This window comes from Xanthobacter sp. 91 (assembly GCF_000702385.1).
In the GTDB taxonomy this organism is placed as follows: Bacteria; Pseudomonadota; Alphaproteobacteria; order Rhizobiales; family Xanthobacteraceae; genus Xanthobacter; species Xanthobacter aminoxidans.
On record NZ_JNIB01000001.1, the window covers coordinates 508078 to 532823 of the forward strand.

Genomic DNA, 24746 nt, shown 5'->3' on the forward strand with positions numbered 1-24746 from the left:
GCTGAATTCGCGCCCTTCGACACTACCACCGACGCGCCCGCCCGTGGGCCGATGCGCGCCGGCCGTGCCCCGACTTTTCAAGACATCGTTAACGCTGACAGCGCGCGATCGGCGCCGGCTTAGCGTTCGCTTAAAGCCCACCGTGGCAGGGTTTTGCGAAACGTCATGCCAGGGCGGCGACACGCGCTGGCGAACAACGGCACTTGACAGGGGGCGACGTGGCTCACGTCTTCGGCGATGCAGCGGCCGGTGCGCGACCTCTCCCGACCCGCGACGGCGGGGACCGGGAAGCGTTGCCGCGCCTTGCCGGCCTCGGCCGCCTGACCGGCGCGGTGCTGAGCGGCCTCGGCCTGCTCGGCCTCGGCTCCGGCGGGCTGGTGCTGCTCGCGGAAGTTTCGGGCCTTGCCACCGGCGGCCTCCTCAACGCCACCACCCTTCTCGCCAGCGGCTTCGTCTGCGCGGCCCTCGCGGCGGTGGCCGGCGGCCTCGCCCGTGCCGCCACGAAGGCGAGCGCCGCGCCGCCCTCCGACATGCTGCTCGTCACCTGCCACGGCCCGCGCGGCGAGGTGGTGCGGGTGGAGCGCCAGGGCGGCCCCTTCGCCACGTCTCCCGCGTCGGCGCTGGAGGGCATGGCCCTGTTCGAGCGCGTTCTGGTGGCCGACCGCCCCGCCTTTCTGTCCGCTGTGGAAGCGGCCTCGCGCGGCCGTGCCGCCACGCTGGAGCTGCGCCTGCGCTGCGACGCGGCCGGCGACGGCGCGCCGGCCTTCCTCACCGCCGAGGTCCGGTGCCGGGCCATGCGGGGCGGCATGGTGCGCGTCTCCTGGCGAGCGCCGTGGCAGCAGGCCCAGACCGAGCAGATGAAGGCCGAGCGCCAGAAGGCCGACGCCGCCGCCCGCGCCCGCGCCGAGGCGGAGGCGGCCAACGCCGCCAAGAGCCGCTTCCTCGCCGCCATGAGCCACGAGCTGCGCACGCCGCTCAACGCCATCCTCGGTTTTTCCGAACTGCTCGCCACGCCCACCGGCGCGCCGCTGGACGATGCGCGCAAGGCCGACTACGCCCGCATCATCCATGAAAGCGGCCAGCACCTACTCGGCCTCGTCAACGACATCCTCGATCTGTCGCGGGTGGAGGCCGGCGCCTATGTGCTTGAGCGCGAGGCGGTGGATGTGGGCGCCCTCGTCGCCGGCTGCGCCGAGATGGTGGCACTCGATGCCGAGCGCACCGGCGTGAGCGTGAAGACCAAGGTGCCGGCGCGCCTGCCGCTGCTTGATGCGGACAAGCGCGCTCTGCGCCAGATCGTGCTCAACCTGCTCTCCAATGCCGTCAAGTTCACGCCCGCCGGGGGGCGGGTGCAGGTGGGCGTCAGGATGCAGGGCGACGAACTCATCATCCGCGTCCGCGATACCGGCCCCGGCATGCGGCCGGAGGACGTGGCGCGCCTCGGCGAGCCCTTCTTCCAGGCCGGCGACTGCATCCAGAAGGCGCGGGGCTCGGGCCTCGGCATCGCCGTGGTGAAGGGTCTCGTGAAGCTGCACGACGGCGATGTGCGGGTGGAAAGCGCGCTCGGCCGGGGGACGAGCGTGTCGGTGAGCCTGCCGGTCGCAGCCGCGATCGAGGCCCCAGGGTACGGACAGGGACAGGGGGTCGTTGCGCCGTTTCCGGCGCGGACCGAAGACACACGGGCAAAGAGGACGGCATGAAGCTGGAAACGGCCACCGCAAACGCAGCGCCCCCGGAACTTGCCGAGGCCGCCGAGGCCGAGGAGACTGCACGGCAGGCGCGCCGGCTGCGCCGCATGGACGTGATGGCGGCGCTGGTGGCGCTGGCCGGCAGCGGCGCCTTCCTCGCCAACGTGCTTGTCCTTCAGACCTCGCCGCCCAGCGCGCCGCTGCCCATGGCCCGACCGGCCGGGGCCGGAAAGGTCAACCACACCACCGTCCCGCTCACCGCCACGGGCACCGGAACCGCGACGACGTCGGCACCTACGGGCGGCGCCACCACCGGCTCGCTCGGCTATCTCTCCATCCGCACCTCGGTGACGGGCACCGCCGCCCCCCTCGTGCCGGCGACCGGCGCGCGCACCGCGGACGCCCGCGGCGAGCCGCCGCCCAGCCGCCCGCCCGCGGGCCTCGTCTCGTCGGGGGACATCACCGGCGCCGTGCGTCCGCCGGCGGACGTGGGCGCCTCGCCGCGCATCCTCTCGGTGCAGAAGGCGCTGTCCAAGCTCGGCTACGGTCCCATCAAGGTGGACGGCCGGCCCGGCGGCGAGACGCGCGCCGCCATCGTGCGCTTCCAGCGCGACCGCAACCTGACCGCCGACGGCGAGATCACCGACAAGCTGGTGCGCGAGCTGGGCTCCGTCTCCGGCATGGCGCTGAACTGATGGCGCGCACCTGAATGCGCCTCAAGAGCGCGATCTTCGTCTCCGCCCTCATCCGCCGCTGCCAGGTGGAGGGGTGCTATGCGACCCTGGTGCGCAAGGGCGCGGAAGAGGCCGGCGCCATCTTCGTGAAGGTGGCCCGCCTCGACGGCACCGCCGCGCTCTACGGCCCGGCGCCGCAGTCCGCTTTCGATGAATCCTTCCCCGCGGACCGCAAGTTCTCGGTCCTGGTCGCCCCCGGTAGCCCGGAGGCGGACGCCGACGCCCGCATCGCCCGCGAGCTGAAGTTTGACCCGGACATCTTCGTGCTGGAGATCGAGGACCGCCAGGGGCGACACTTTCTGGATCTGGTGGAGTAGCGGCGCCCCGTTCCCCCTGCCCTCCCCTCCCGCTCAGCGCTCCGTCAGCTTCAGCTCGATGCGGCGGTTGCGGGCGCGGGCCTCGTCGGAGGTGCCGGTATCGAGGGGCTGGTATTCGCCGAAGCCGGCGGCGATGAGATGGTTGGGGCTCACCCCCTTGGCGATGAGATACTGCACCACCGCAATGGCGCGGGCCGCCGACAGTTCCCAGTTGGAGGGAAATTGCGCGGTGGAGATGGGCCGGTTGTCGGTGTGGCCGTCGATGCGCAGCGCCCAGGAGATGTCCGGCGGGATGGACTTCTCGAGGTCGAGGATGGCGCCCGCCAGTTTGTCGAGGGAGGCGACGGCCTCCGGCTTCATCACCGCCGAGCCGGCGTCAAAGAACACTTCCGACTGGAACACGAAGCGATCGCCCACCACGCGGATGTCCGGCCGGTTGCCGAGGATGTCGCGCAGGCGGCCGAAGAATTCGGAGCGGAAGCGGGTGAGTTCCTGCACCCGCTGGGCCAGCGCCACGTTGAGGCGGCGCCCGAGGTCGGTGATCTTAGACTGGCTCTCGGCGTCGCGCTTCTCGGAGATGTTGAGCGCCTCTTCCAGCGCCGCCATCTGCCGACGCAGGGCCGCGATCTGCTGGTTGAGCAGCTCGATCTGGGCGGCGGCGCGGGCGGCCACGTCCTTCTGGAGATCGAGTTCGCGGGACAAGGCGTTGGCGCGGCCGGTGTCGGAGGGGGCCGGCACGGCGATGGCCTGCCCGCGCAGCTTGTCGCGCTCGCTCTCGCTGGCCTCCAGCGAGGCGCGCACGGAGGCGAGTTCGCTCTCGGAGGACTGGCTGTTCGCGCGCTCCAGCGACAGCAGGTCGGTGAGCTGGCGGATCTGCGCCTGAAGGCGCTGCATCACGTCATCCTTGCCCGCCATCTCCTGCGTCAGGAAGAACTGGGTGAGGATGAACACCGACAACAGGAAGGTGAAGACGAGAAGCAGCGTGGACAAGGCGTCCACGAAGCCGGGCCAGTAGTCGATGTGGCGGTCGCGCCCGCGCCGGCCGAGGGCCATGGGTTCTGCCTCCGCTCAGTTGCGCCGCGGACCGGCGTCGTCCTCGACCTTGGAGAGTAGGCGCCGCATCTGCTCCTGCTGCGCCTGCTGCTGCTCGATCATCTGCTTCAGCAGCGCCTGTTCGGAGCGCATATGGGTGACGAGGCCCTGCAGGCTCTCGGCAAGCTGGGCCAGCGCCGTGGTGACGCGCTGGGAGCCCGCCTCCGTCATGGTCTTCTCCAGCCGCCCCATGGCCGAGACCAAAGGATCGAGGTCCAGCACCGGCGGGGGCAGCGCCAGCGGCGCGGCGGCGGCAACCTGTGCCGGAGCGGGGGCAGCGGGCACGCGGGGGGCAGCCTCGCGGTCGGCGGCGAGCGCGCGATCGCGCGGCCCGTCGTCGAGATCGCGCACGGTGGTGGAGAGCCAGTCTTCCAGGTCCGTATAGAAACGGTTCTGCGCCTGGCCCGCCTGAAGGTCGAGAAAGCCCAGCACCAGCGAGCCGGAGAGGCCGAACAGCGAGGAGGAGAAGGCCGTGCCCATGCCGCCGAGGGGGGCGGCGAGGCCGCTCTTCATGTCCTCGAAGATGGAGCCCACGTCCGGCCCCACCTGCAGCGCGCCGATGACCGCGCCGATGGAGGAGACGGTCTCCAGGAGGCCCCAGAAGGTGCCCAGCAGGCCGAGGAACACGAGCAGGCCCGTGAGGTAGCGCCCCATGTCCCGGCTCTCATCGAGGCGGGTGCCGATGGAATCGAGGATGGAGCGCATGGTGGCCTGCGAGATGGTCATGCGCCCCAGCCGCTCGCCCAGCAGCGCGGCCATGGGCGCCAGCAGCGTCGGCGGGCGTGATACCGCGAGGCCGGGATCGGCGAGGCGGAAGGAATTCACCCAGTCCACCTCCGGGAACAGGCGCGACACCTGCCGGAGCGCGAGGATGATGCCCACGGCGAGCACGCCGAAGATGACGCCGTTGAGGCCCGGATTGTTGAGGAAGGCGGCGACGATCTGCCGGTGCAGCACCGCCGCCAGCGCCGCGCACAGGGCCAGGAACACCAGCATCCGCACCAGAAAGATGCGGGGCGAGGACAGCTTGATGAACGGATCGACGACGCGCGCCATGGTTCTCCCCGAGCGAGTGTGTCCCTCGAACGCTGAAGGGCCCCCTTGAAGGCCGCCGCGCGGGCGGCCCCGGACGGGGGCGTCGGCCGGAGAATCAGGCCCGGCCTCTGGCAAGCGCCGGCGCCGACTATGGCACAGGGACACCGCGCGGCGAAACAGTCGCGACCTTCCGGAACACCAGCGACAGGTTGTTCGCCGGCATTTCCTCCACCCGAGCCAGAGCGAGGCCGTGCTTCGCCGCCTCCCCTGCCACCTCGGCGAGGTGCCGCAGGCCGAAGCGCGGGTCCTGACGCCGCAGATCCGCATCGAAGGCGACGTTGCTCGGCGCCGTCTCCACCCCGTCGCGCAGATAGGCGCCATAGGTGAAGAGGATGCCGTCCGCCGGCAGGCGGGCGCCGGCGCCGCGCATCAGCCCCACCGTCGCCTCCCACGGGCTGATGTGGATCATGTTGATGCACACGACGGCATCCACCTTCCCCACCGGCCACTCCTCCCCCGCCGCGTCGAGGGCGAGGGGCGCGCGCACGTTGGCGAGGCCCTCGGCGGCGGTCCAGGCGGCGATGGAGGCACGGGCAGCAGGCGAGGGATCGGACGGCTGGAAGACGAGATGCGGCGCGCGGCGGGCAAAATGCACCACATGCTCGCCGGAGCCGCTGGCGATCTCCAGCACGGTACCGGCGCGCGGCAGCAGCGGCAGCAGCAGGTCGCCGATGGGGCCGCGGTTCTTGAGCGTCGCGGGCGCCGAGCGGCGGGCGTCGAGATCGGGTTCAGTCACGGATATCTCCGGCAGGGATCGTTCACGCGATCTTGGCCCGCCCGACGCGGCGGCTCAACCGGATTGCGGAGGGGCTCCCCGCCCGCGACGGGGCAGCCGGAGCCGTTCCCCGGACAAGCGACGGCACCGCCGGAGCGCAGATCCGGGGTCCAGCGCAGAACGTCCGCGCAGCGGGCAAGACCTGAGAGCGGTGGTTTTCAGAAGCGCCTGCGGCGGTCCGATGCGCGGGGCCCCGGCTCTCCTTCCCCTGCGCTGCCGCTCCATTGCAGTCGGCCGGGGCGCGAGGGTGGTTTGGGGACGCGGGCTTGCGGATGGGGAGAGGTGGCAAGCTGGGGAGTTACAACTGGGGCCAACCCCAACATCTACCCCCCTAAGGACGAGACCTTTTGACCCGCCAAACGTCTTATTTCAGCACCGACCTCGCTAGGATTGGCTCTTCCGTTTAATTTAACCATAATATCATGTATCAAGAAGTCGAGAGCCGGCTCTCCATTTATGTATTTCATATGATCTGCCCCCGTGGGGTAAATTTCAGATACAGTTTCCCTGATTTTATCGGGATCAAGTTCTATTATTTTCGTCGAAATTCCATATTTTTTACCGTCAATAATATCGTTAATAACCTTTTTATCCCAGATTATACCAACCTGAGCCTCGAAAAGATCATCTCCTATACGCCCAACATATACACCGTGGATGGCGTAAACCGGCCTCAAAAGCATCAATGTTGAACCATCAGGTGACGGAATATTTCCATCTCTGCTAAAATAGAGCGCGACGCATCCAGACATCCCCTTGCGGGATGCCGCATCAACTAAAAACTGTGATTGACCATTCCAACCCATGCTTGGATCGGTTGCAATCGTCGCCCGCTTCCAAATTGGATTAATATGCCGATCGACGATGCCCGCAGGAAATCCGACTAGAAACAGATCATCTCCAACTGTATGTTTAATTCTGCTTTGGTGCACATCGATATACGGAACAGATATTAAATCATTTCCTTCTAAAGATGGAATATCAAGCTTAATATCACGACTTTTTTGGGCAAAAATTGCCCACTCGTACTCCCGAACCTCCCCTGTTGAGAGAAACATTTCCACTTGAAACGATGAATCTAAGTCGATTGGAATAATTGCGACATCGACTCGCGGCCAACTTTGGGCATGGACGAGATACTTAGCGCCACCACCGTCATCTATAGATATACGAATAGGCACACGGGAGTAATATACTATACCGCCCACTTCGTACTCAACAGGAAAATCTACGACAATATTATCTGGAAGACCACCTATATCATGCAGTGGCCTCAAACTGTGAGAATTTCTTCCAGATAAATTATGCCAAGCCGTTACAATATAGAACTTTGAATTTTTTTTATATATGAATCCGGACCCAATAGCCAAGACGTGCCGCTCACGACGCATCGTGAGCCGCACGTTTGAGTAAGTTATTTTCGAGGTTAAGGACATTATTTGAGAGGCCTCCCTCCCCTCACCGCGAAAACTTCTTGTACTGAATCCGCTTCGGGATCACCGAGTCCGTGCCCAGGCGGCGCTTCTTGTCTTCCTCGTAGTCGGCGAAGTTGCCTTCGAACCATTCCACGTGGCTGTCGCCCTCGAAGGCGAGCATGTGGGTGGCGATGCGGTCCAGGAAGAAGCGATCATGGGAGATGATGACGGCGCAGCCGGCGTAATCCTCCAGCGCCTCTTCAAGCGCGCGCAGGGTGTCCACGTCGAGGTCGTTGGTGGGCTCGTCGAGCAGCAGCACGTTGCCGCCGCGCTGGAGCACCTTGGCGAGGTGGACGCGGTTGCGCTCACCGCCGGAGAGCATGCCCACCTTCTTCTGCTGGTCGCCGCCCTTGAAGTTGAAGGCCGCGCAATAGGCCCGCGAGGGGATCTCCTTCTTGCCGACGTAGATCACCTCGTTGCCGTCGGAGATTTCCTCCCACACGGTCTTCTTGTCGTCCAGCGCGTCGCGGCTCTGGTCCACATAGCCGAGCTTGACCGAGTCACCGATCTCGATGGAGCCGCCGTCCGGCTTCTCCTGCCCCGTGATCATGCGGAACAGCGTGGTCTTGCCCGCGCCGTTCGGCCCGATGACGCCGACGATGCCGCCGGGGGGCAGCTTGAAGGAGAGATCGTCGATGAGCATCTTCTCGCCGAACGACTTGCTGAGATGGTCGAAGGCGATGACGTTCTGCCCCAGGCGCTCGGCCACGGGGATGACGATCTGGGTGGCCGAGGGCTGGCGCTCGGACGCGCGCTGCAGCAGCTCCTCGTAGCGCTGGATACGCGCCTTGTTCTTCGCCTGACGCGCCTTGGGCGAGGCGCCGATCCACTCCTGCTCGCGGGAGAGGGCGCGCTGGCGGGCCTCGTCCTCGCGGCCCTCCTGCTGGAGACGCTTCTGCTTCTGGCCGAGCCAGGAGGAATAATTGCCCTCGTAGGGAATGCCGCGGCCGCGATCCAGCTCCAGGATCCAGCCGGTGACGTTGTCGAGGAAGTAGCGGTCATGGGTGACGATCAGGATCGCGCCCGGATAGGTGCGCAGGTGCCCTTCCAGCCAGTTCACCGTCTCGGCATCGAGATGGTTGGTGGGCTCGTCGAGCAGCAGCAGCTCCGGCTGCTCCAGCAGCAGGCGGCACAGTGCGACGCGGCGACGCTCACCGCCCGACAGGCGCGTCACCTCCCAGTCGTCCGGCGGGCAGCCCAGCGCGTTCATGGCCTGCTCCACCTTCGAATCGAGATCCCAGAGGCCCTGCGCCTCGATCTCGTCCTGAAGCTGGGTCATCTCGTCCGCGGTCTCGTCCGAGTAGTTCATGGCGAGTTCGTTGTAGCGCTCCAGAATGGCCTTCTGCTTGGCCACTCCGTCCTCAACGTTCTGCCGCACGTTCTTGGTGGGATCGAGCGCCGGCTCCTGCGGCAGGTAGCCCACGCGCACGCCCTCGGCCGGACGCGCCTCGCCGGTGAAATCCTTGTCGATGCCGGCCATGATGCGCAGCAGGGTGGACTTGCCCGCGCCGTTGTTGCCCAGCACGCCGATCTTGGCATCCGGGTAGAAAGAGAGGTGCACGTTGTCGAGCACCTTCTTGCCGCCGGCATAGGTCTTGGTCATGCCGTGCATGTGGTAGGCGTACTGATAGGGGGCCATGGGCCGCCGTCTCCTGAAAAGGGGTGCGGGAAAGTTGGCGCCGTTCTAGCCTCGCAGGCGAGGCGCGGCAAGGTTCGCAGCGTGTTTCGCGAGACGAATGCCGCCGGCGCGCTCTGGAGGAAAAGATGGGTTCCGACCACCACCACCACAAGGACTGGCGCACCGACGGCGTGCAGGTGATTCCCGGCGACAGCCTCGATCCCAATACCGCCCAGACCCCCGGCATGAACCGCGCCACCGCCATCAACCGCGCCCGCGCCGGGGCGGAGAAGATCTGGGCCGGCACCGTCCACATCCACCCCGACGCCAAGACCGGCGCCCACCACCACGGCGATCTCGAAAGCGTCATCTACGTGGTCAAGGGCCGCGCCCGCATGCGCTGGGGCGAGAATCTGGAGTTCGTGGCCGAAGCCGGGCCGGGCGACTTCATCTTCGTGCCGCCCTTCGTGCCCCACCAGGAAATCAACGCCTCCGCCGACGAGACGCTGGAATGCGTGCTGGTGCGCTCCGGCCAGGACCCGGTGGTGGTGAATCTCGACATCGAACCGGTCGAGAAGCCGGAAGCGGTGAAGTGGATAGACCCGATCCATCGCGAGTGAGGGGTATTGCGGCCTTGCGCTGCAAGGCTTTGCGGGGGCGCTGCGGCCAAGCCATCCACAGGCCGGCGGAGAAAGAATGCAAAGGGGTGTTGCATTCGCCGCCGGCATTTTCTATAGAACCGCACCTGCCGCCGACACACTGTCTCGCCGGCAAATGGATGCGGGTGTAGCTCAGGGGTAGAGCACAACCTTGCCAAGGTTGGGGTCGAGGGTTCGAATCCCTTCGCCCGCTCCAGTTTCTCTCAGGAAAATCAAAGACTTGCAGCAACGCCGCCTTCGGGCGGTGGGCTTAAGTTTGCGCTTGGTACCCACCCGGTACCCACGCGACGAAATTTGGCCTGTCGGTGGCCATTGCGCTGCGCTCCAGATAACGCCGCGCGCTGCACCGAGGCTGGTCACGTGGCGGAGGCATCCCGGCCGGGCTTCTGATCCGGCCATATGAACTGGCGGCCTGAGGGGCTTCCCACCTTGGTGTGGTGAAAGGCGCTCTCGACCATAAGTTTTCATAAGAGCACCGCGCTCCCAACCTCAACATTCTCCACCAAGCGAGGTGCTGCGCGGTGCCTCGCCCGTTCGGCCATGGCGGCTTCGACGGCAGCCTTCACGTCTACAAACTCCAACAGGCGAGGCCCTTGAGCGTCAGCCGTCTTCTCGCTGTAGCCGGCCCCCGAGGCGCCTCCCGCATGTCTGGTTTTCGGAGGTTCTCGCTCCCCTGACCTTCGGAATTCTCAGGAGGTCGGCAGCCTTCACCCTAGCATCGCCTAGCATCCGGGCGGCCTGCACATCGGCTCCTCGGGCGCCGAAGCCGGCCCAAAGGCGGCTGGGAACCTTTGGAATTGTTAGGAGCCCCGCGTTCGGAGCCGGGCGCGTATCTTCCCGGAACGCGCGTTGTCGCCTCCCAGGCGGGCTGTCCAAGCGCAACAAATGTCAACAGGGCCGGCATCCTCAAATGGCGATGGGCCCTTAGCATTTATTAGCTTCCGCTCACCAATGCCGCTGCGATTAGAGGCATTTTCACTGTCACGCATGCGACTTTCTGATCCGCCTAAGGCGCCCGTACCGCATCTCCGGCCAAAATCCGTGAATTTTCCGCCAAAAGGCATCGTCGTCATACCGGCATCCACTGATGCAAGCGCCATCCATGGGGTTCGCATCGTGGTGGCGGACCATTGCCCTGTGCGCGCGATGTTCCTTCCTTATACCCTCCCCCTTGATAGAGAGACGCGAAATCATCGACGGAGAAAGGTAGGAAGGAAATAAGGAAGAAACTCATAAATATGGGATATATATTATATATATCAATCATTTACGGCACACAGTTTTTTCCTTTCCGGGGAGTAAATTACTAGGAAGAAACCGCCCGATTTTAGCCCGCCGGAGTTTCTTCCTGAAGGAAAGAACTGGAAATAAGGAAAAAACTCAGAGGCTATATATTACCGTCACCTCAAGGACGATAGCGGCGCGTGATAGCCCCAGCTAACGCGTCAAGACGTAGATGGTCTGCTTCCGCCCGCCCTTGGGGCCTGCGTCCACCTTCTGCTCTGCAACGAAGTGGCCCGCCTTCAGCAGATCGAGAGTTTCGGTCAGGTCTCGCGCCCGAACGGTGTTTTTCAGCCGGCGAATGAGAGCTGTGCGATCGCATCGCCCGCCCAACTCGCGGATGGTCCGCTTCACCTTGTTGGCGAGCTTCTGCGTCTCGTTCTCCGCCATGAAGTCCATGCACATGCGCTCCATGGCCGACGCGCTCCATGAGGCAAGCTCCATTCCCCAGGCCAAGTCATCGGCAGCGACGGATGGCGACCGCTGATCGAGGCCGAATGCACGGATCGTGGCAAGGCGCAGGGCCATTTCCGCAGTGCGCGCCCGGAAATCGCCCGCGCCCTTCAGGTTGCCAGCGATTTCATTCTTGAAGTCATAGAAAGCAGCCTCCACCTCGCCTGAGGCAAAGGGGATAAATCTCGGCTCGACGGCCATGAACGTCGCGGTCCAGCGGCTCTGGAAGTCCGCTTCGTCGAAGCCAATCGCGGCTACCGCATTCAGCAGATCGAGAGGTGGCGCGGGATCTTCGAGGGCCGGTTTGCCCGCCGCCACTGCCTCGGCAGTGGGCAGCAGCAGGAAGCGGTTCATCGTGCCGTTCGACAAGTCTCCCGACCCAATCGCCTCGAACAGCTCTTCCGGAACGCCCGTCGCGTAGATCGAAAAATGGGGGGCTGTGATATCGACGCCGGCCTCAGAGGCCCTCGTGGTGGTGGTCCACACGCCGTCGTTGATGCCCCAAAGCTCGCGGATGAGGCGAGCGATATCGCCTTCGTACGTGGAGGCACGGGCGGAAAGCACGCGCTTCAGGAACGCGCCGATTTCGTCGATGCAGTTCAAGGTAAGAGGCTGCCGCTTGACCTGCCCCTCGATCGCCGGCCCGCTGGTGAAGCTCCTCCCGCCCAACGCATTGTTCACCGCCGCACCGCGTATCATGCGGCGCATGGCCTGGATTTGGTGCTCCTTCCCTGATCCGGACGGGGCCAGAGCAAGCACATAGAGCACCGTGCTGGAGCGCGTCGGACCGAACCATTTGCGGCCCATCAACGTTCCGATCAACGTCAGCGCGGCGCCCATGGCAAGCACAGGGAGTGGTGACGGCGAGGTATCGACGATCCAGTCGGCAATTTCTCCAACGAGGCCGGGGACCCGAAGGAGGTGGCGCGGGAGTTCGGGAATGACGGCCGTCGCTTCTTCCGGCTCGATCACCTCGCCCGTCGCCGCGTCGTGGATGGTGCCGTCCGACGACACCGCCAGTTCGCGGTTCAGCTCCACGGCCGCTGCGGCGATCTCCTCGTCTCGCTGAAACTCCTCGGGCACCTGCCGAGGTTGGGCCATGCCGCCCTTGCGGGCCGAAGAGATGGTCCGCAGCACCGATCGGCGGCCGTCGTCCTTGACCAGACCGCATGCTTCGGCCGCCTGCACCAGCGCGCCATGGGCCACGTCCTCGGCTACCCACCCCGCCGCGACGAGCTGGAAGACGGCGAATGCGGACGTGTTCAACTGGTTGTTCCGGCCGCCCGTTCCGCATTGCTCCAGCGCCTTGATCTCGGCGTCGAAGGCGCTTTCCACCCAGGCACGGAGACGGGGGTGGCCCATGTCGAGGGTCCGCGCGGCACCCGGCCGGCAAACAGGTGCGGACGCGGCCGGAACCGTTGCAGGAACTGGAGTAGAGGGTGGCCGGCTTGGCTCTTCCTCCTCCCGCTTGCCGGTCAGGATGTCGTGCAGCCAATCCGGCAGCTCTGGGGCATGCAGGATGTCGAGCGGATCACCATCCGGGAAGAGATATACCCCGTCATCACGCGTGGCGTCGGGGGCGATCACATAGCCGCCGTCACCGCGAACGTCGATCGGGCACTCGCTCTTGGGCGGCAGCGAGCCCCGGCTGTTGCCCAGCGCTTCGCCTGAGCGCTGGCGGAAATAGTAGTGCCGGCCGCCTGAGGGGGTGTCCACCATGGGGCATTCGGGCACGCCACCATGCTGCTCCGCAATCCGCTCGAAGGCGGCGATGCCCTCGGCGCCGTCAGCGTCCATGACGATCAGGCCGACCGCGCCCAGGTGAATGCCGGGCATAGCGTCGGGATGGGCCGCCCACCACCGCTGCACCCTGTCGATCTGGCCGGACCGGGCCGATTTCCATGGCGTGCCATGCAGCGGTTGCTTGGTGTCATCGCATGGAAAAACCGCGAGCGAAGACGCCAGCGCCAAGGCGAGCTTGGCGTTCGTTTGGATCGTGGCCGGATCGAAGGGTGGGTGGAGAACGCAGCCCATCATGCCACCACGCATTGAGATTGGCGGAAGCGGAGATGTGAGCGCGCCTTCTGCCTCTTGAGCGCGACGGCGCGGGCCGCCTTCTCGAATTCCGCCTCGATCTGATCGAGCTCAGGCTTGCGGGGGCGTGTCCATCGCAGCATCTGCTCGACGCTGATGCGCGCGCGACCGAGGACAACGAATTCCTCACACCAGCGCTCGTTCCAAAAGTCGTATGCGGAGAGGTGGCGAAAACCGGGCAGCACATAGTTCCGGCTCGCGAACATGCTCAAGATTTGCGCTGTCCGTTCATCATCCACAACGCCAACGTCACGATGGATCAGGAGAGCTGAGGATCGCTGCTGAAATCCTCCGGCACCCCGGATCGGGGTGATCCGCTCGTGGACCGTCCACATCTCGAACCCTATGTCGCGCAAGATGCAGAGGCGTCTGGTGTGTTCAATGCGATCGCGGGTGTCGACATCAATAAGATGGACATCGGAAGAGGGCGTTTGATCGATAAACGCCTTCCGTTCCGGGTTTTTCATAAAGAAATTACAGGAAACTGACGCAGACGGCTTGCAATTAGCTTCATTTTCGATGATACGGAACATGTTCATATTCCTTCCGAGTGCTCAGAAGCCCGACCGCGCCAACGGACGGGCTTCTTTCATTTCGCGGTCACGCTTCGCCCGCAAGGAACCGCTTCACCTCACTCTCCCGGAAGCGAACATTCCGGCCCAGGTAGACAGGGTTGAAGCCCGCACGCCGCACCAGCGACTCAGCGCCTGTGCGGCTCTTGAGCCCGGCGAGGACCATAAGGTCGCGGATCGTCAGAAGGCGCTCTCCATCCCAGCCAGCAGGCATGGAATGCTGCTTATGGGGTGAGGTGATGGGAGGCTGCTCACTGTTCCAGTCAGCGGACATCGGCCCCTTCAAGGAGGCTCCCTTTGCCGCGAGAGCGAGCGCGACGGCGGTGCTGGTCATGGTTCTGCTCCACAAGGAGCTGCACGAAGTGCGCGCGAAAACGCTCGGATGCAGGACGTGCAGCGAAGGGTGGGTGTTCAGCACGTCCTGCGCGTCGACCCGATGAATGAAAGACGTATTCCAGTTTGCGGACCGGGGCAAGGCCCTTGGTTACAGTTTTTGATATGTAGTGTCGTTTCGCGATATTCGCGAATTACAATATCCGCCGGCCGGAGTGCGTTTTAAGCTGGCTGAAACATCCAATGCGCACAATTGCACACTGCTGACCGAGAATGCTTGATTTCGGCGGACCGCTGAAAACTCGCAGCAAGGTCAGATTGTGCAAAAATGCACGTCCCCGCAGGGCACCGGGCGGATTTTCAAACCTGCTTTTGAAATCCGCCGTCGCCAGGCCCATGCCCCCTTCAAGCCGCTACAGCGTCTAGCAAAATGCTGGCGAGCAGCCTCGTCTCGGCGGGCGTCTCTTCGTCCCTCGCCATCTCGCCGATCCATGCAGGAAGTTCGTTCCCGCCCAGGTACGCACGCAAGGCGCCCAGCTTCAAGGACGCGTCATCCTGCGTCGCGGCGCGGACCATGGCGATTTCGCCCGCCACCGCATCCGCCTTGCTAAGGAGCGCAAACTTGCTTTTTTCCAACCGCCGCAGCTCGGCGGAGGTGGCGTGCCCAGCCTGTCCGGCTTCCCAAGCATACAACATCGGGATGAGGTCTTTCCGCCCGATGCAGAACAAAACAATGTCCAGCCGATACGTGAGCTGCCAATACCCCTCATCGGACAGTGTAAAAGGTCGCGATCCGTGAATATCGAGAGCGATCAGATCAGGATGGGGAGCCGGCGCACTCATGCGGAGCGTCAGCATTTCGGCGCCGATGGCCGCATCCATTGCTTGGATGGAGGTCATGATTGTCTTGAGGGAGGAGACGAGATCGGAGAGAGAGGAGGTCGCGGGCAAGGCTTTTCCTTTGGCTGTTTTGGGGATGGGATGGATCAGGCGATGCGGGACAGCCATAGGGCTTCGTCGGCCGCCCGGACCTTGGCGAGGGCTGCCGGGACACCGGCCCACGGCACGAAGGTGGCGCGCACGCGCTCAGCGAGGGCAGCATCGTCAGTGGTGAAGGCGAGCCGGTCGGCCGCGCCGATCAACCGGCCGAACTCGACGCCGTTGCGCTTCAGCACGTAGGCTGCACCGTCGCGCTTCGCGGTGTAGCTGGCGGCGAGGCCGGCTGCGGCCTTCTCGGTGCGAAGGATGGCTTCGACGTTGGCGAGGCGCATTAGGTCGGCGGACCGGTGCTTGCCGGCTGACCACGAGGCGGGCGAGGCGGCCCGGCTGTACTTGGCCGAGCGAGAGCGGGCGGCGGCCAAGGCGTTTTCCAGTTTGCCGATCACCTCGGCCCGGTGTGCGCCGCGCGACACGACGATGTATCGCTGGAGGACCGCCCAGTCCGTCGCCGGGGCGTTGCGCGCCTCGTGCCACGCCTGCCGCAGGTGGGCAGCGAAGGCCGCCCGGCTGTAGGGCGCCATGGACTGCCGATGGAGAGCCCAGGCCCGGCGCATCAGAAGTGATTTGTTGAGCATCGCCAACCTCGCTTGAGATTTTCTCAAGTAGGATTGGATTAACCTCAACCTTTAATTTCGTCAAGCGTGATTGAGAAATTTTCAATCCTGCGATATGCAAGCGTCATGATAACGCCTCAGCAAATTCGCGGCGCCCGCGCCATGCTTGGCCTCACCCAGGCCGATCTAGCCAAAGCGGCGGACCTCTCCGCGACTGCGCTCAATAACATCGAGAGGGGATCATCCGACCCAAAGGCATCCACGCTTCAGGCGATCCAAAAGGCGCTTGAGAGGGCCGGGATCATCTTCGTTGCAGATGGGGAGCTGAAGGACGGAGGCCCCGGCGTGCGGCTGAAGATGCGCGAGGGATAACGCGAGGGTGACGTTTGCAGCTTGTTTCCGTGGCTTCCAGCTGAGGAGAGAAGGATGGGGGACGCGAAGCGCAAGTTGGAGCGGGTGCGACAAACATTTCTCGCGGGCTTGGGCGATTGGATGTTTCCCCCGTCTGATTGGGAGACACGCACCGTCGCAGAAATTCAGGCGCTTCCGGTCGTTATTGTCACGCGCCGGCCCATTCATGAGCTTGAGTATATGCGCATGCCCGCGAAGCAATGCCACGCGAATGCGCGCTTCTTGCAGGATCATGATCCAGAGAGAATCATGCGGCACGTCGCCGGTTGGTGGGTACAACCCCCCAATTACGTCCTACATTCCGTTGTCGAGAAGGATGGCCACTTCTTCTGTGTCACGCCGGCTCCCGATTATCTTGACGGGACGTTCGAGTTCATTCCCGACGACAAGATCGAATGGCGCGTGGATGGAGAGCACATGGCGCCCTTCAGAGAGGGAGTCGAGATCGGGCGTGGCGTCCGCTCGGATGCGGCTGCGACAATTGCTGAACTTGAGGCTCTCAGGCAGCGTCTCTTGTCGGGGATGAACCCCTATGAGGCAGTCCGCAAGAGGTGAGCGCAGGTCACGTATGATATGGTTCAGCCAGCGACAGGCTATAGGTTGATGAGCATGCAGCGGCGATGGTCGGAACCGCCCACGTCACCTTCATGGCCGAGAACGGCGAGAGCCTGTCTTGCGCCTCGGCGGAAGCGTTGAGAGCAGGGCGACCCTAACCCACCAACGAAGAGCCGCCATGCCCCCTACCAAGCCTCAGCGCGCGTCCCAGGCGCCCGAAGTAATCACCGACGCCGACGGCCGCAGAAACGTCCTGCCCCTATCCCTCCCGCCGCGCGGTCTCAGCCGCTCGATCGCTGCCGCCTACATCGGCGTCTCCACCACTCTTTTTGATGAGCTGGTCGCCGATGGCCGGATGCCGAAGCCAAAGCTCATCAACTCCCGCAACGTGTGGGACCGCCTCCGGATCGACGCGGCGTTCGAGGCTCTGCCGGAGAAACGTGACCGAGAGAACCCCTTCCTCAATCCGCGAGCTTGATAGGGCTTAGGCGACCAACTGGACGCTACCAGCGCTGCCCCACAGCAGACTTTCCGACACGCCCTTTCGAAATGCCGTTTTACGATTCCATTTCCGACATTCAAGTTCCAGTCTACCCTGCGCCCCTGCAGACTGAAGCGGGCGGCAGCGGATTTCTATCCCTCTATATTGTCGGCATACCTTACCGCATTGAGTACGGGCGCTGCTGGAACAAGATTGTTTCCTTTCCTTTACGTACAGGAATGTAATTCCAGCGCGTTGCAACCTCCGCGATGTATGCTTCCGTGGACCCCGGCGCCAGTCCCAGCTCCCGGTCCACATCTGCGAATCTAATCGCCTTGGTGTTGTCACTTGCTGGGCGATGTCCCATCCAAGACTGGATAAGAGATTTGCAGTCGTCTGGGTCGCTGCACAGCTCGTCGAGCTGGGTTTCCTGAACTATCTCCGCTCCTGCTACAATGACTTCGGCTTGCAGGGAGCCTAGTAGTTTTACCGATTTACGAATTTTGCTGCACGCGGGACCCAAAGCGGCAACCATATTACCGTCCTGCCTATCGGCATCGAAATAAGCCGGGGTAAGTCCAAGCAAATCTGTAGGCAGGTGAAGTTCTTCTGAATCGCGTGGAACGATCATGAAACAGCGCTCTGGACCAAGCTTCCCGATAAAAAGCCCGAGCTCGAATATCACGTTGTCACGGACCACATCCTTCGTTTCGGATTTGATTTTCTGCGCGTCGCTCGGCGCCAGCACGAACAGTCCAAAATCGGTTTGATCAAGACGGTCCATCAAAGATGCCATGGTGCTTTTCGAGAGCTGGAAGACCCCCTGCGTCCACACAGTGGGCTCTACATCATGCTCAAGCCCCTCTTGGGCAGCGTAAGCCAAGTCGAGGTTATCGACTGAGGACGCAATAAACATGGTCGGCTTTGGCATGCGGGTTTCCAATTGAATGGCGTTTGGCATGAGGACGCTTACGGGTCGCCCCAGGCTCCTCAGTCGAAAAAATCTTTCTGATCTGGGTTTGGGCCCGGGGCGTCGCTCCGAGCATCCTTGTCCGGCTTGGCTCCCATGAGCTCAGAGCGCGCAAGGCGATAGCCGTCCGCGAAAATTTCCAGCATTTCCTTCTTCTCGCTTTCGCTGAGGCAAGGAACCTCACTAGCGTCCAGAATAAAAAGCTGACGACTTGTACTGCCGGGAGGTATGCTGAAATCAAGAATTTGAAATTTCGCCTGATCGAGGTCAGGGTCTTGCAAAAGCATCTCCTCGACCAAAGTGACAAAAAGTGAAAGCTGTCGACCCGCAAGCGGATTGCTTCGCCAGAAGCTAAACCAAGGGAAATATACCTGCCCTCCGACGCTATATTCTAAGGGTGCCTCAAATGGGATCATTATGTCCCGTGCCAGTGGATAGTAGCGCCGCGCTACCCGTCGGGGCGGACCGTCAGGCTCAATCGCAGAGAAGTGCTCGCCGATCAGGGGAAGGGCTTCGATAAGAAGGTCTTGCACCCATTTGCGCTTCTCGGCCCGCTTTATGCCTTCAATTACCTCCTCATGGGTCACTCGAAAGACCAGCATGTCGCGGACCGCAGCGAACAGCGGTTCGTAACTGAACTGGGGAGGGCTGTTCGCCAGCCGGACCAACTTTTTGCGCACGCCGGTTGGCGTATCGGCCCAATTGCGCGCCATGTGCTGTAAGGACGGGACCTTCACTGTCTTGGCCATAGGCCGCCTCCGGAAGCAGATCTATGCGAGGCGAACCAGCTACAAGCGCCCGCTCAGGGAAAGTGTCAGTTCCAATGCCCTTTGAAGTGCCTCCTGACTTCACCGGCGCCGACAAACTGTGAGAGAATACGGTAATTTCGATCACGCCAGCGGATGCGGCCGGCGACGATCGCGGGATGGACGCCCACGCGTTGCGCCAGGGAAATTACGTTTGAGGGATAGGGGGCGTCCTGAGCCGGGTGAGCGTCCCACTCCTTGCGAGGAATAAGCGCTTCTTCAGCCCATTCGTCGGCCTCTCGTTCCCGTTCGTCATCGTCCTTTGCTCTTAGGTCCAGATCGTCCACAAACATCCGCTCGCTTCCGTCTGCTAGATGGCGCGCGACATGCGTAAGTTCGTGGAGCAGGCAAAACCAGAAGTTGTCTAGCCGATCGTAGCGGAGCGTCATGCCGATCACGGGAGTGCCGTCGGCGAGAAGCATAGCTGCGCCGTCGAGATAGGTATTCGACAGGTGCGGTGCCACAATCAACCTGATGCCGTGCTCTGCCAAAAACATTTCCGCCCGCTTCGGGCCGTCATCGAACGCACTAAGCTTCGCGACTTTGCGAAGAAAGGCGTGCGAGATAACGCCCTTGCGATAATTGTGGGTGTGGCTTCTCATTTGGGCTTCAGACAGAACATGCATGCACCAACCAGCGAGTGCATAGCTATCCATTTTGGCGTTCCGACGCGCACCATCACTCTTGCGGCAAAGCGGAGCCGCAACTTCAAAACCGCCCGCGCGGTCCATGAGCCCCCGTATAAGAAACTCCGCATTCGCTTTGGCGTTCTTATGAGCAGCTATGAACCCACGCTTGACCATCTCAGTTACGGGGAAACGGCCCCAATCCAAACCTTCCACATCGTCCGGAATAGATCCGCCCTGTTCCTGAATTAGAACTTCCGCAGGAATTCCGAGGTGCTTGTTGAGCGCACGGATCATCGGAAGTGTGAGATCCCGCTTGCCAGAGAGAACCTCAGAGACCTTCGCAGAGCTGCCCAAATAGGGGGTCAAGTCCTTATTTGAGAGGCCTTCTTGCTCCATGCGAAACTGTATCGCCGAGATGGGGTCTGGCAATCCGATAGGGTAGTGCTTCTCCTCGTAAGCCTCGATCACCATGGCAAGGTGCTCAAGCTCGTCGCCAAGTGGCGTCCCGGGCTCGGCGTCCATAATCTCTTCGGCCCGTGCCAACGCCGCTTTGTATTCATCTGCCGTGCGGATTAGATGTACGCTCGCCATGTCACACCTCCTCCGCATTTATGCCGTCATAATCAGCGTGCGTGCCGACCCACTTAACGTAGACAGTCTTAAGTTTATAATTTACGCCGACAATGAGTCGGAATTTGTTGCCGCAAATATTGAAAACGACACGCCCGTTTTTCAGTATACTTGCGCTGCGATATTTGTCTTTTATCTCGTTTGCGGTGCTCCACTGGGCGTTTTTTACTTCGCGATACCAGGATTTAAGCGCTTGTTCTAAAGCGACTTGGTCAGCACCCTTGTATGTCTCCCAATAATCGCGGAGAGCCTTCATCGACAGAATATGCATGCCCGGCTCCCGACCGAGATTGAGATAGTCCCTGCTTGGGAGTTTGTCAATCGCTCCCAATTTGGGAGCGATGAATGCGGCCTCAAGCGGGGCCAGTCTATACCGCAGGTTGCCGTCCTAGAACGGTCGCGGGCGCGTGATCCCCTACTGAACGCAGGCTGAAAGGGGCATGCGAGAGTAGAATTGCTCGATGTCGTCGTTATGGATCCGCATTCCAGGTCTTATTTTACCGTCGTGGTTCCAAACTTTAGACCACGGCCCGCCAGGCGCATGGGTCAGATCACGCAGGGTGCTCGCGCTCAGCCGGGCGTATATCGCGGTGACACGCGTCAAGAGATCCAACGTTGGGGCGTCGAACTCATATGGCACAGTCTCTTCCCGTCCCGTGAAGAGATTTATCCGGCGCGCCCTTCGCCGGATGGGAGAGGCGCCGAACTCCTTAAACTCGCGGTACAGGTACTGAAGCACGGGGCCGTGCTCCCATGCTTCGAATGAGTGCCTTATCAGAGGCCTGCCAATCTCGACGAGCGTCCAAGCGTGGCAAAAATACACAATCTTTTGCAGCGCCATAGGGGTTACGTCCAAGCCGGCGACTTCGGCTTGGTCCAGGACGAAGTTGGCGATCGCTCTGCCGTCGTGGGTCATGCTGTCAACTCGTGTTCCGGTTATGTTCTAATGCCCGACTTCCTGCGGATCTTCAACATAGCGTTTGCTCGCCCCCTAGGACTGTCGCCTTGGCTGTAAATGTTTGCGCTACCGGAGGCGCCGATTCGTCACGGGGGCTATAGCACACTGTCAAACGGCCCATTGCGAGAGATGCTGGTGCTCTCACAATCTTCGGGTGTGGCCTTCGGCCCGCTTCGCCGGGGCTCTGTGGGTATGTCGATCTCAAACGTTGATGTGGGAGCGTCGCTATGTTTCTACCCCCTCAAGAACCCCGGCACCACGCCGATAAAGACCTCGCGCTCCACTCCGGCCTCGCGCTGGTGATCGCCGCACCATTGCGACGCGCCGACGCCTGGGAAGCTTGCCTGCCCTTCGTGCGTGACGGCGGCCGGAGCGCTGCGACGGCACTCGGTCGCGCCGTTGTTCGCGTGCTGGCATAGGTTGCAACGCATGCCGCTCGGCGTGCCCTCTCGATCACGGGTGCCCGGAGCATCGGCTTCCCATTCGGAGCACTTCTGCCCAACGCCCACGAGGGGGAAGAACCACCGCGCGCTGTCGTTCAGGACGGGCGGATGCCGATGGCAGCGGACTTCCTGTGCCGGGCGGGTGTCGTGCTGAGCCCGATCGAAGGTCGTGACCGCAGCGAACTTGCAGGTCGCGCAGGAGCGCTTGTCGGCGTCGCGGTTGCGATAGGTATTGCGGTTGAAGGTCATGGCTGAGGCCCTTTCTAGGCTTGGTTCTTGGTGCTCGTGGGATCGCGGACCCACTCCCGGAAGGCCGGGAGGGTCATGCGGGTGATGCCGCCAAGGCCATCCCAGCCCTTGGCGTAGTTGGAGAGGTAGGCGCGTTCGGCTTGGCCAATGGATTGGTAGCCCAGCATCACCTTGTGCTCGTCGAAGCGGCCGGTGCGCGGGTCTTTCTGGTTCACGATGAACACGGGAGCATCGTCTGCCAGCGTCTCGGTGCCCGGCCGAACGAACACGTCCACGTGGTCCTTGTCGCGGCCCACGGTTCCTTTGATGTAGCCGTAGTGGTGCTTCATCTGCACCGACCACGCCTTGCCATTCGGGTCCACGCCCTTGCGTTCGGAGCCCTGCGGGTTCTCAACGGAGATGTCGAGGCCGCCGAGGCGGAGGTGGCCGAGCTTGTAGTTGCCGGCCTCCTTCTGGGCCTGCGTCGGCTCGGGACGGTCGTTGGTCGGGGATGTGGCAGCCTCATGCGCGGCGGTGTCGCTCAGTGCAGGGCGACGCTCGCGGGCGTCAGGCGCAGGAGCCAGACCATTGCGCATGCCGGGTGAAGCCACTTCGGTGGCGGCACCTTGGTTTCGACCGCGCGCATCAGCGCCTCCGCCTCTGCGGCGGAAATCAGGTGCGCCTCCGCCAACAGGTCGATCGCCATGGCGGGGGTCATCTCGGAGGTCCGTGGCATCATGGTCGGCACCAGCGCGTGAATAGGAGACGATGGGCGGCACCAGCGAGAGCCGGGCGAGGGTGTCGGCGAAGGCCCGGCCTGCGGCGGACTCGCGCCCGGCCGGCACCTTGGCGAGGAGAGCCTTGGCGATGGCGGGATCGAGCATCGCGTCCCGCATCAATTCATCCACGCGCCGCAGGCCGGCGTTGCGGACGGCACCCGTCGGGCCCACCACCAGCGTGTGCCCCACATCTCCCACATGAAGCGAGAAGCGGAACGGGGTCGACCCCTCCGTCTTCCCATAGAACAAAGGTGGCGCCGCAAAATGCGCGTCCTGCTCGTCTCCCGCCCAGACCGCCGAGAGCGGGATCATGTGCGCGAGGTTGAGGGTGGAGACGGGCGGCTGGCGGACATTGGCATAGACATGCCCCGGCAGGCTGCCGAGCCAGGCATCGACCGCATTGATGGTCTCGACCATGGCCGTGAAGTCGCGCCCCTGGATTACCTTCTCCACTAGCCGGAGCTTCTCGTCGGCGATGCGGGGATCGGCATCCCAGACCGTCACCGTGGCGGTGACATAGGCGATGCCGGCATGGTCGGCGCCGAGCTCCTGCAAAGCGAGATCGGCATCCTCCGCCTTGTTGGCGGCATCGGAATCCACCAACACGGACGCTTCGTTGGTCATCACCTCCTTGAGGATGGCGGCGATGGACTTGCGCTTGGCAAACCACTGCCTGCGGATCTTCGTGAGGAGCCGGGTGGCGTCCGTCTTGTCGAGGAGGATGGCCCGGGTCGACCAGCGATAGGGAAAGGCGAGCCGATTGAGGTCGTCGAGAATCCCTGGCGTCGTCGCCGTGGGAAACCCCACGATGGTGAGCACGCGGATGTGCTGGTCCCCGAGCATGGGCTCCAGCCCGCCGGTGAGCGGCTGATCGGCGAGCAGCGCGTCCAAGTACATGGGCGTCTCGGGGACACTGACCCGCTGGCGCCGGGTCGAGACGCAGCCGTGCAGATAGGTCAGGGTCTCCGCGTCATCGAGCCAGCGGCACTCCGGCATGAGCGCCTCGACGAGGCGCAGGACACGGTCTGTCCGATCAGCGAAGCCATCCAATGCTTCCCGTGGATCGACACCCTCGCGCCCACGCCCCTCATAGAGCCAACTCTCTGCCCGCGCGGCATCCTCCGCCGGCGGGAGCCAACAGAAGGTCAGAAAATAGCTCGACTCAAAATGGCTGCCGGCTTCGGCGAACCCGGCCTTCCGCTCCGCATCCACCAATGCGGAAGCGGGATCAGGGAAGTAGCTCTCGGGATAGGCGCCCGCCTCGTGCCGCTGGGCTTCCACGAACAGGGCCCAGCCTGAGCCGAGGCGGCGGAAGGCGCTGTTCAGGCGACCTGCAACGGCGACCAGTTCGGAAGGGACAGAGGACTTGAGATCCGGCCCGCGGAAGCGCGCGGTGCGCTGGAAGCTGCCGTCCTTGTTGAGGACGATGCCCGGGCCCACCAGGGCCGCCCACGGCAGGTAGTCCGCCAGACGCCTCCCCTGACGACGATACTCGGCGAGGTTCATCATGGTGCGCCCCGCTCAGACCGACAGATGGGAGGGGATGCGCAGATGCCGGCGCACAACGTCGACGAAGAGCGGATCGCGCTTGGCGGCCCAGACGGCAGCGAGGTGGCCGAGCGCCAAGAGGGCGAGGCCCACCAGCCAGAGCCTGAGCCCCAGTCCGACGGCGCCGGCGAGCGTGCCGTTGAAGATGGCGATCGCCCGCGGCGCGCCGCCGAGCAGGATCGGCTCGCTGAGCGCCCGGTGGACCGGCACGGAGAAGCCCGGCACTTCGCCGGCATCGCCCGCCATCAGACCAGCGCTCCGCCGCTGAAGGAGAAGAAGGACAGGAAGAAGCTGGAGGCAGCGAACGCGATGGAGAGGCCGAACACGATCTGGATCAGCCGCCGGAAACCGCCCGAGGTGTCGCCGAAAGCGAGCGCGAGGCCGGTCGATATGATGATGATCACCGCGATGATCTTGGCGACAGGCCCCTGGATGGACTCCAGGATCGATTGCAGCGGCGTCTCCCAGGGCATGGAGGAGCCGGAGGCGTGGGCAGCCGACACCGCGCAGGCGAAGGCGAGAGCTGCAGCGGCGGTTCGCAGCAAGCGGCGATGGCGGACAACGAGCAT

26 protein-coding genes and 1 tRNA gene are annotated in these 24746 nt (G+C 63.4%); 8 read left to right on the plus strand and 19 right to left on the minus strand.

All coding sequences use genetic code 11. From position 1 onward, the window contains the following. The first annotated feature begins 218 nt into the window (after positions 1 to 218). The 3 genes from A37E_RS25090 to A37E_RS0102600 are packed head-to-tail and all read left to right on the plus strand — an operon-like array spanning position 219 to position 2739. Complete coding sequence (locus tag A37E_RS25090) at positions 219 to 1700, plus strand: HAMP domain-containing sensor histidine kinase (RefSeq protein ID WP_156026218.1); 1482 nt, start codon at positions 219 to 221, stop codon at positions 1698 to 1700. Then, positions 1697 to 2383 (plus strand): peptidoglycan-binding domain-containing protein, encoded by a 687-nt coding sequence (locus A37E_RS25780; protein WP_029555193.1) that lies wholly within the window; start codon positions 1697 to 1699, stop codon positions 2381 to 2383. Before A37E_RS25090 ends, A37E_RS25780 begins: the two co-directional genes overlap by 4 nt. 14 nt (positions 2384 to 2397) lie before the next feature. Next, the gene (locus A37E_RS0102600) at positions 2398 to 2739 is read left to right on the plus strand and encodes a DUF1491 family protein (protein WP_029555194.1); all 342 of its coding nucleotides are present in this window, start codon (positions 2398 to 2400) and stop codon (positions 2737 to 2739) included. A gap of 33 nt (positions 2740 to 2772) precedes the next feature. Here the strand turns inward: A37E_RS0102600 and A37E_RS0102605 are convergent, their stop codons facing one another. From A37E_RS0102605 to ettA, 5 genes are all read right to left on the minus strand, one after another. After that, positions 2773 to 3792 carry a peptidoglycan -binding protein gene (locus A37E_RS0102605; RefSeq protein WP_029555195.1) on the minus strand — a complete coding sequence of 340 codons (1020 nt, stop codon included), beginning with the start codon at positions 3790 to 3792 and terminating at the stop codon, positions 2773 to 2775. Positions 3793 to 3807: 15 nt separating this feature from the next. Continuing rightward, on the minus strand, positions 3808 to 4887 hold the full coding sequence (locus A37E_RS0102610) for a hypothetical protein (protein ID WP_029555196.1): 1080 nt from the start codon (positions 4885 to 4887) through the stop codon (positions 3808 to 3810). Positions 4888 to 5014: 127 nt separating this feature from the next. Further along, complete coding sequence (locus tag A37E_RS0102615) at positions 5015 to 5662, minus strand: DUF938 domain-containing protein (RefSeq protein ID WP_245279252.1); 648 nt, start codon at positions 5660 to 5662, stop codon at positions 5015 to 5017. A 362-nt stretch (positions 5663 to 6024) separates the two neighbouring features. Continuing rightward, positions 6025 to 7137 carry a hypothetical protein gene (locus A37E_RS26770; protein ID WP_156026219.1) on the minus strand — a complete coding sequence of 371 codons (1113 nt, stop codon included), beginning with the start codon at positions 7135 to 7137 and terminating at the stop codon, positions 6025 to 6027. A gap of 22 nt (positions 7138 to 7159) precedes the next feature. Next, the gene (gene ettA / locus A37E_RS0102620) at positions 7160 to 8815 is read right to left on the minus strand and encodes an energy-dependent translational throttle protein EttA (protein WP_029555198.1); all 1656 of its coding nucleotides are present in this window, start codon (positions 8813 to 8815) and stop codon (positions 7160 to 7162) included. Positions 8816 to 8940: 125 nt separating this feature from the next. On the opposite strand from ettA, the gene A37E_RS0102625 reads away from it, so the two are divergent. Continuing rightward, positions 8941 to 9414 carry a cupin domain-containing protein gene (locus A37E_RS0102625; protein ID WP_029555199.1) on the plus strand — a complete coding sequence of 158 codons (474 nt, stop codon included), beginning with the start codon at positions 8941 to 8943 and terminating at the stop codon, positions 9412 to 9414. A gap of 160 nt (positions 9415 to 9574) precedes the next feature. After that, a tRNA-Gly gene (locus A37E_RS0102630) sits at positions 9575 to 9649 on the plus strand. 1241 nt (positions 9650 to 10890) lie between these two features. Here the strand turns inward: A37E_RS0102630 and A37E_RS0102640 are convergent. The 5 genes from A37E_RS0102640 to A37E_RS0102660 form a co-directional block, all read right to left on the minus strand. Next, a complete protein-coding gene (locus tag A37E_RS0102640; RefSeq protein ID WP_038192455.1) occupies positions 10891 to 13224 on the minus strand; it encodes a bifunctional DNA primase/polymerase in 2334 nt (777 codons plus the stop codon). Then, on the minus strand, positions 13221 to 13814 hold the full coding sequence (locus A37E_RS0102645; protein WP_038192458.1) for a hypothetical protein: 594 nt from the start codon (positions 13812 to 13814) through the stop codon (positions 13221 to 13223). The genes A37E_RS0102640 and A37E_RS0102645 overlap by 4 nt, the downstream gene beginning before the upstream one ends. A gap of 67 nt (positions 13815 to 13881) precedes the next feature. After that, positions 13882 to 14187 (minus strand): helix-turn-helix domain-containing protein, encoded by a 306-nt coding sequence (locus A37E_RS0102650; RefSeq protein WP_029555202.1) that lies wholly within the window; start codon positions 14185 to 14187, stop codon positions 13882 to 13884. Positions 14188 to 14591: 404 nt separating this feature from the next. Further along, positions 14592 to 15194, minus strand: a complete 603-nt coding sequence (locus A37E_RS0102655; protein ID WP_156026220.1) for a hypothetical protein — start codon at positions 15192 to 15194, stop codon at positions 14592 to 14594. Then, positions 15173 to 15760, minus strand: coding sequence for a hypothetical protein (locus A37E_RS0102660; RefSeq protein WP_029555204.1), 588 nt, complete (start codon positions 15758 to 15760; stop codon positions 15173 to 15175). The genes A37E_RS0102655 and A37E_RS0102660 overlap by 22 nt, the downstream gene beginning before the upstream one ends. Before the next feature lie 105 nt (positions 15761 to 15865). Here A37E_RS0102660 and A37E_RS0102665 point away from each other — a divergent pair, with 105 nt between their 5' ends. From A37E_RS0102665 to A37E_RS0102675, 3 genes are all read left to right on the plus strand, one after another. After that, the gene (locus A37E_RS0102665; RefSeq protein WP_029555205.1) at positions 15866 to 16111 is read left to right on the plus strand and encodes a helix-turn-helix transcriptional regulator; all 246 of its coding nucleotides are present in this window, start codon (positions 15866 to 15868) and stop codon (positions 16109 to 16111) included. A 54-nt stretch (positions 16112 to 16165) separates the two neighbouring features. Next, complete coding sequence (locus A37E_RS25785) at positions 16166 to 16705, plus strand: hypothetical protein (RefSeq protein ID WP_051678736.1); 540 nt, start codon at positions 16166 to 16168, stop codon at positions 16703 to 16705. Between the two features lie 178 nt (positions 16706 to 16883). Continuing rightward, positions 16884 to 17183, plus strand: coding sequence for a hypothetical protein (locus A37E_RS0102675; protein WP_245279254.1), 300 nt, complete (start codon positions 16884 to 16886; stop codon positions 17181 to 17183). Positions 17184 to 17364: 181 nt separating this feature from the next. Here A37E_RS0102675 and A37E_RS25790 read toward each other — a convergent pair whose 3' ends face one another. The 9 genes from A37E_RS25790 to A37E_RS0102715 all read right to left on the minus strand — a co-directional run bounded on the left by A37E_RS25790 (position 17365) and on the right by A37E_RS0102715 (position 24746). Further along, entirely contained in the window at positions 17365 to 18117 is a 753-nt protein-coding gene (locus tag A37E_RS25790; RefSeq protein WP_197022914.1) for a nucleotide-binding protein, read from the minus strand. A gap of 59 nt (positions 18118 to 18176) precedes the next feature. Then, positions 18177 to 18905, minus strand: a complete 729-nt coding sequence (locus A37E_RS0102685) for a hypothetical protein (RefSeq protein ID WP_029555209.1) — start codon at positions 18903 to 18905, stop codon at positions 18177 to 18179. 65 nt (positions 18906 to 18970) lie between these two features. After that, entirely contained in the window at positions 18971 to 20182 is a 1212-nt protein-coding gene (locus A37E_RS27690) for an ImmA/IrrE family metallo-endopeptidase (protein WP_029555210.1), read from the minus strand. Position 20183: 1 nt separating this feature from the next. Continuing rightward, on the minus strand, positions 20184 to 20492 hold the full coding sequence (locus A37E_RS26290; RefSeq protein ID WP_081837416.1) for a type II toxin-antitoxin system HigB family toxin: 309 nt from the start codon (positions 20490 to 20492) through the stop codon (positions 20184 to 20186). Positions 20493 to 20636: 144 nt separating this feature from the next. Next, positions 20637 to 21137, minus strand: a complete 501-nt coding sequence (locus A37E_RS0102695) for a type II toxin-antitoxin system antitoxin SocA domain-containing protein (protein ID WP_029555211.1) — start codon at positions 21135 to 21137, stop codon at positions 20637 to 20639. 275 nt (positions 21138 to 21412) lie between these two features. Further along, positions 21413 to 21871, minus strand: coding sequence for a hypothetical protein (locus A37E_RS0102700; RefSeq protein WP_029555212.1), 459 nt, complete (start codon positions 21869 to 21871; stop codon positions 21413 to 21415). Positions 21872 to 21885: 14 nt separating this feature from the next. Next, the gene (locus tag A37E_RS27140) at positions 21886 to 24138 is read right to left on the minus strand and encodes a hypothetical protein (RefSeq protein WP_197022915.1); all 2253 of its coding nucleotides are present in this window, start codon (positions 24136 to 24138) and stop codon (positions 21886 to 21888) included. A 12-nt stretch (positions 24139 to 24150) separates the two neighbouring features. After that, positions 24151 to 24423 carry a VirB3 family type IV secretion system protein gene (locus A37E_RS0102710; RefSeq protein WP_029555214.1) on the minus strand — a complete coding sequence of 91 codons (273 nt, stop codon included), beginning with the start codon at positions 24421 to 24423 and terminating at the stop codon, positions 24151 to 24153. Next, complete coding sequence (locus A37E_RS0102715; RefSeq protein WP_029555215.1) at positions 24423 to 24746, minus strand: TrbC/VirB2 family protein; 324 nt, start codon at positions 24744 to 24746, stop codon at positions 24423 to 24425. The genes A37E_RS0102710 and A37E_RS0102715 overlap by 1 nt, the downstream gene beginning before the upstream one ends.

What these genes read in the sequence shown, in the direction of transcription:
- A37E_RS25780 (WP_029555193.1), top strand. Translation starts at nt 1,697, where the DNA reads ATGAAGCTGGAAACGGCCACCGCAAACGCAGCGCCCCCGGAACTTGCC.
- A37E_RS0102710 (WP_029555214.1), bottom strand. Translation starts at nt 24,423, where the DNA reads ATGGCGGGCGATGCCGGCGAAGTGCCGGGCTTCTCCGTGCCGGTCCAC.
- A37E_RS0102645 (WP_038192458.1), bottom strand. Translation starts at nt 13,814, where the DNA reads ATGTTCCGTATCATCGAAAATGAAGCTAATTGCAAGCCGTCTGCGTCA.
- A37E_RS0102700 (WP_029555212.1), bottom strand. Translation starts at nt 21,871, where the DNA reads ATGACCTTCAACCGCAATACCTATCGCAACCGCGACGCCGACAAGCGC.
- A37E_RS26290 (WP_081837416.1), bottom strand. Translation starts at nt 20,492, where the DNA reads ATGCATATTCTGTCGATGAAGGCTCTCCGCGATTATTGGGAGACATAC.
- A37E_RS0102600 (WP_029555194.1), top strand. Translation starts at nt 2,398, where the DNA reads ATGCGCCTCAAGAGCGCGATCTTCGTCTCCGCCCTCATCCGCCGCTGC.
- A37E_RS0102605 (WP_029555195.1), bottom strand. Translation starts at nt 3,792, where the DNA reads ATGGCCCTCGGCCGGCGCGGGCGCGACCGCCACATCGACTACTGGCCC.
- A37E_RS0102665 (WP_029555205.1), top strand. Translation starts at nt 15,866, where the DNA reads ATGATAACGCCTCAGCAAATTCGCGGCGCCCGCGCCATGCTTGGCCTC.
- A37E_RS0102715 (WP_029555215.1), bottom strand. Translation starts at nt 24,746, where the DNA reads ATGCTCGTTGTCCGCCATCGCCGCTTGCTGCGAACCGCCGCTGCAGCT.
- A37E_RS0102610 (WP_029555196.1), bottom strand. Translation starts at nt 4,887, where the DNA reads ATGGCGCGCGTCGTCGATCCGTTCATCAAGCTGTCCTCGCCCCGCATC.
- A37E_RS25790 (WP_197022914.1), bottom strand. Translation starts at nt 18,117, where the DNA reads ATGCCAAAGCCGACCATGTTTATTGCGTCCTCAGTCGATAACCTCGAC.
- A37E_RS27690 (WP_029555210.1), bottom strand. Translation starts at nt 20,182, where the DNA reads ATGGCGAGCGTACATCTAATCCGCACGGCAGATGAATACAAAGCGGCG.
- ettA (WP_029555198.1), bottom strand. Translation starts at nt 8,815, where the DNA reads ATGGCCCCCTATCAGTACGCCTACCACATGCACGGCATGACCAAGACC.
- A37E_RS0102695 (WP_029555211.1), bottom strand. Translation starts at nt 21,137, where the DNA reads ATGACCCACGACGGCAGAGCGATCGCCAACTTCGTCCTGGACCAAGCC.
- A37E_RS0102655 (WP_156026220.1), bottom strand. Translation starts at nt 15,194, where the DNA reads ATGGCTGTCCCGCATCGCCTGATCCATCCCATCCCCAAAACAGCCAAA.
- A37E_RS26770 (WP_156026219.1), bottom strand. Translation starts at nt 7,137, where the DNA reads ATGTCCTTAACCTCGAAAATAACTTACTCAAACGTGCGGCTCACGATG.
- A37E_RS0102660 (WP_029555204.1), bottom strand. Translation starts at nt 15,760, where the DNA reads ATGCTCAACAAATCACTTCTGATGCGCCGGGCCTGGGCTCTCCATCGG.
- A37E_RS25785 (WP_051678736.1), top strand. Translation starts at nt 16,166, where the DNA reads ATGGGGGACGCGAAGCGCAAGTTGGAGCGGGTGCGACAAACATTTCTC.
- A37E_RS0102640 (WP_038192455.1), bottom strand. Translation starts at nt 13,224, where the DNA reads ATGATGGGCTGCGTTCTCCACCCACCCTTCGATCCGGCCACGATCCAA.
- A37E_RS0102650 (WP_029555202.1), bottom strand. Translation starts at nt 14,187, where the DNA reads ATGACCAGCACCGCCGTCGCGCTCGCTCTCGCGGCAAAGGGAGCCTCC.
- A37E_RS27140 (WP_197022915.1), bottom strand. Translation starts at nt 24,138, where the DNA reads ATGATGAACCTCGCCGAGTATCGTCGTCAGGGGAGGCGTCTGGCGGAC.
- A37E_RS0102625 (WP_029555199.1), top strand. Translation starts at nt 8,941, where the DNA reads ATGGGTTCCGACCACCACCACCACAAGGACTGGCGCACCGACGGCGTG.
- A37E_RS0102685 (WP_029555209.1), bottom strand. Translation starts at nt 18,905, where the DNA reads ATGGCCAAGACAGTGAAGGTCCCGTCCTTACAGCACATGGCGCGCAAT.
- A37E_RS0102675 (WP_245279254.1), top strand. Translation starts at nt 16,884, where the DNA reads ATGCCCCCTACCAAGCCTCAGCGCGCGTCCCAGGCGCCCGAAGTAATC.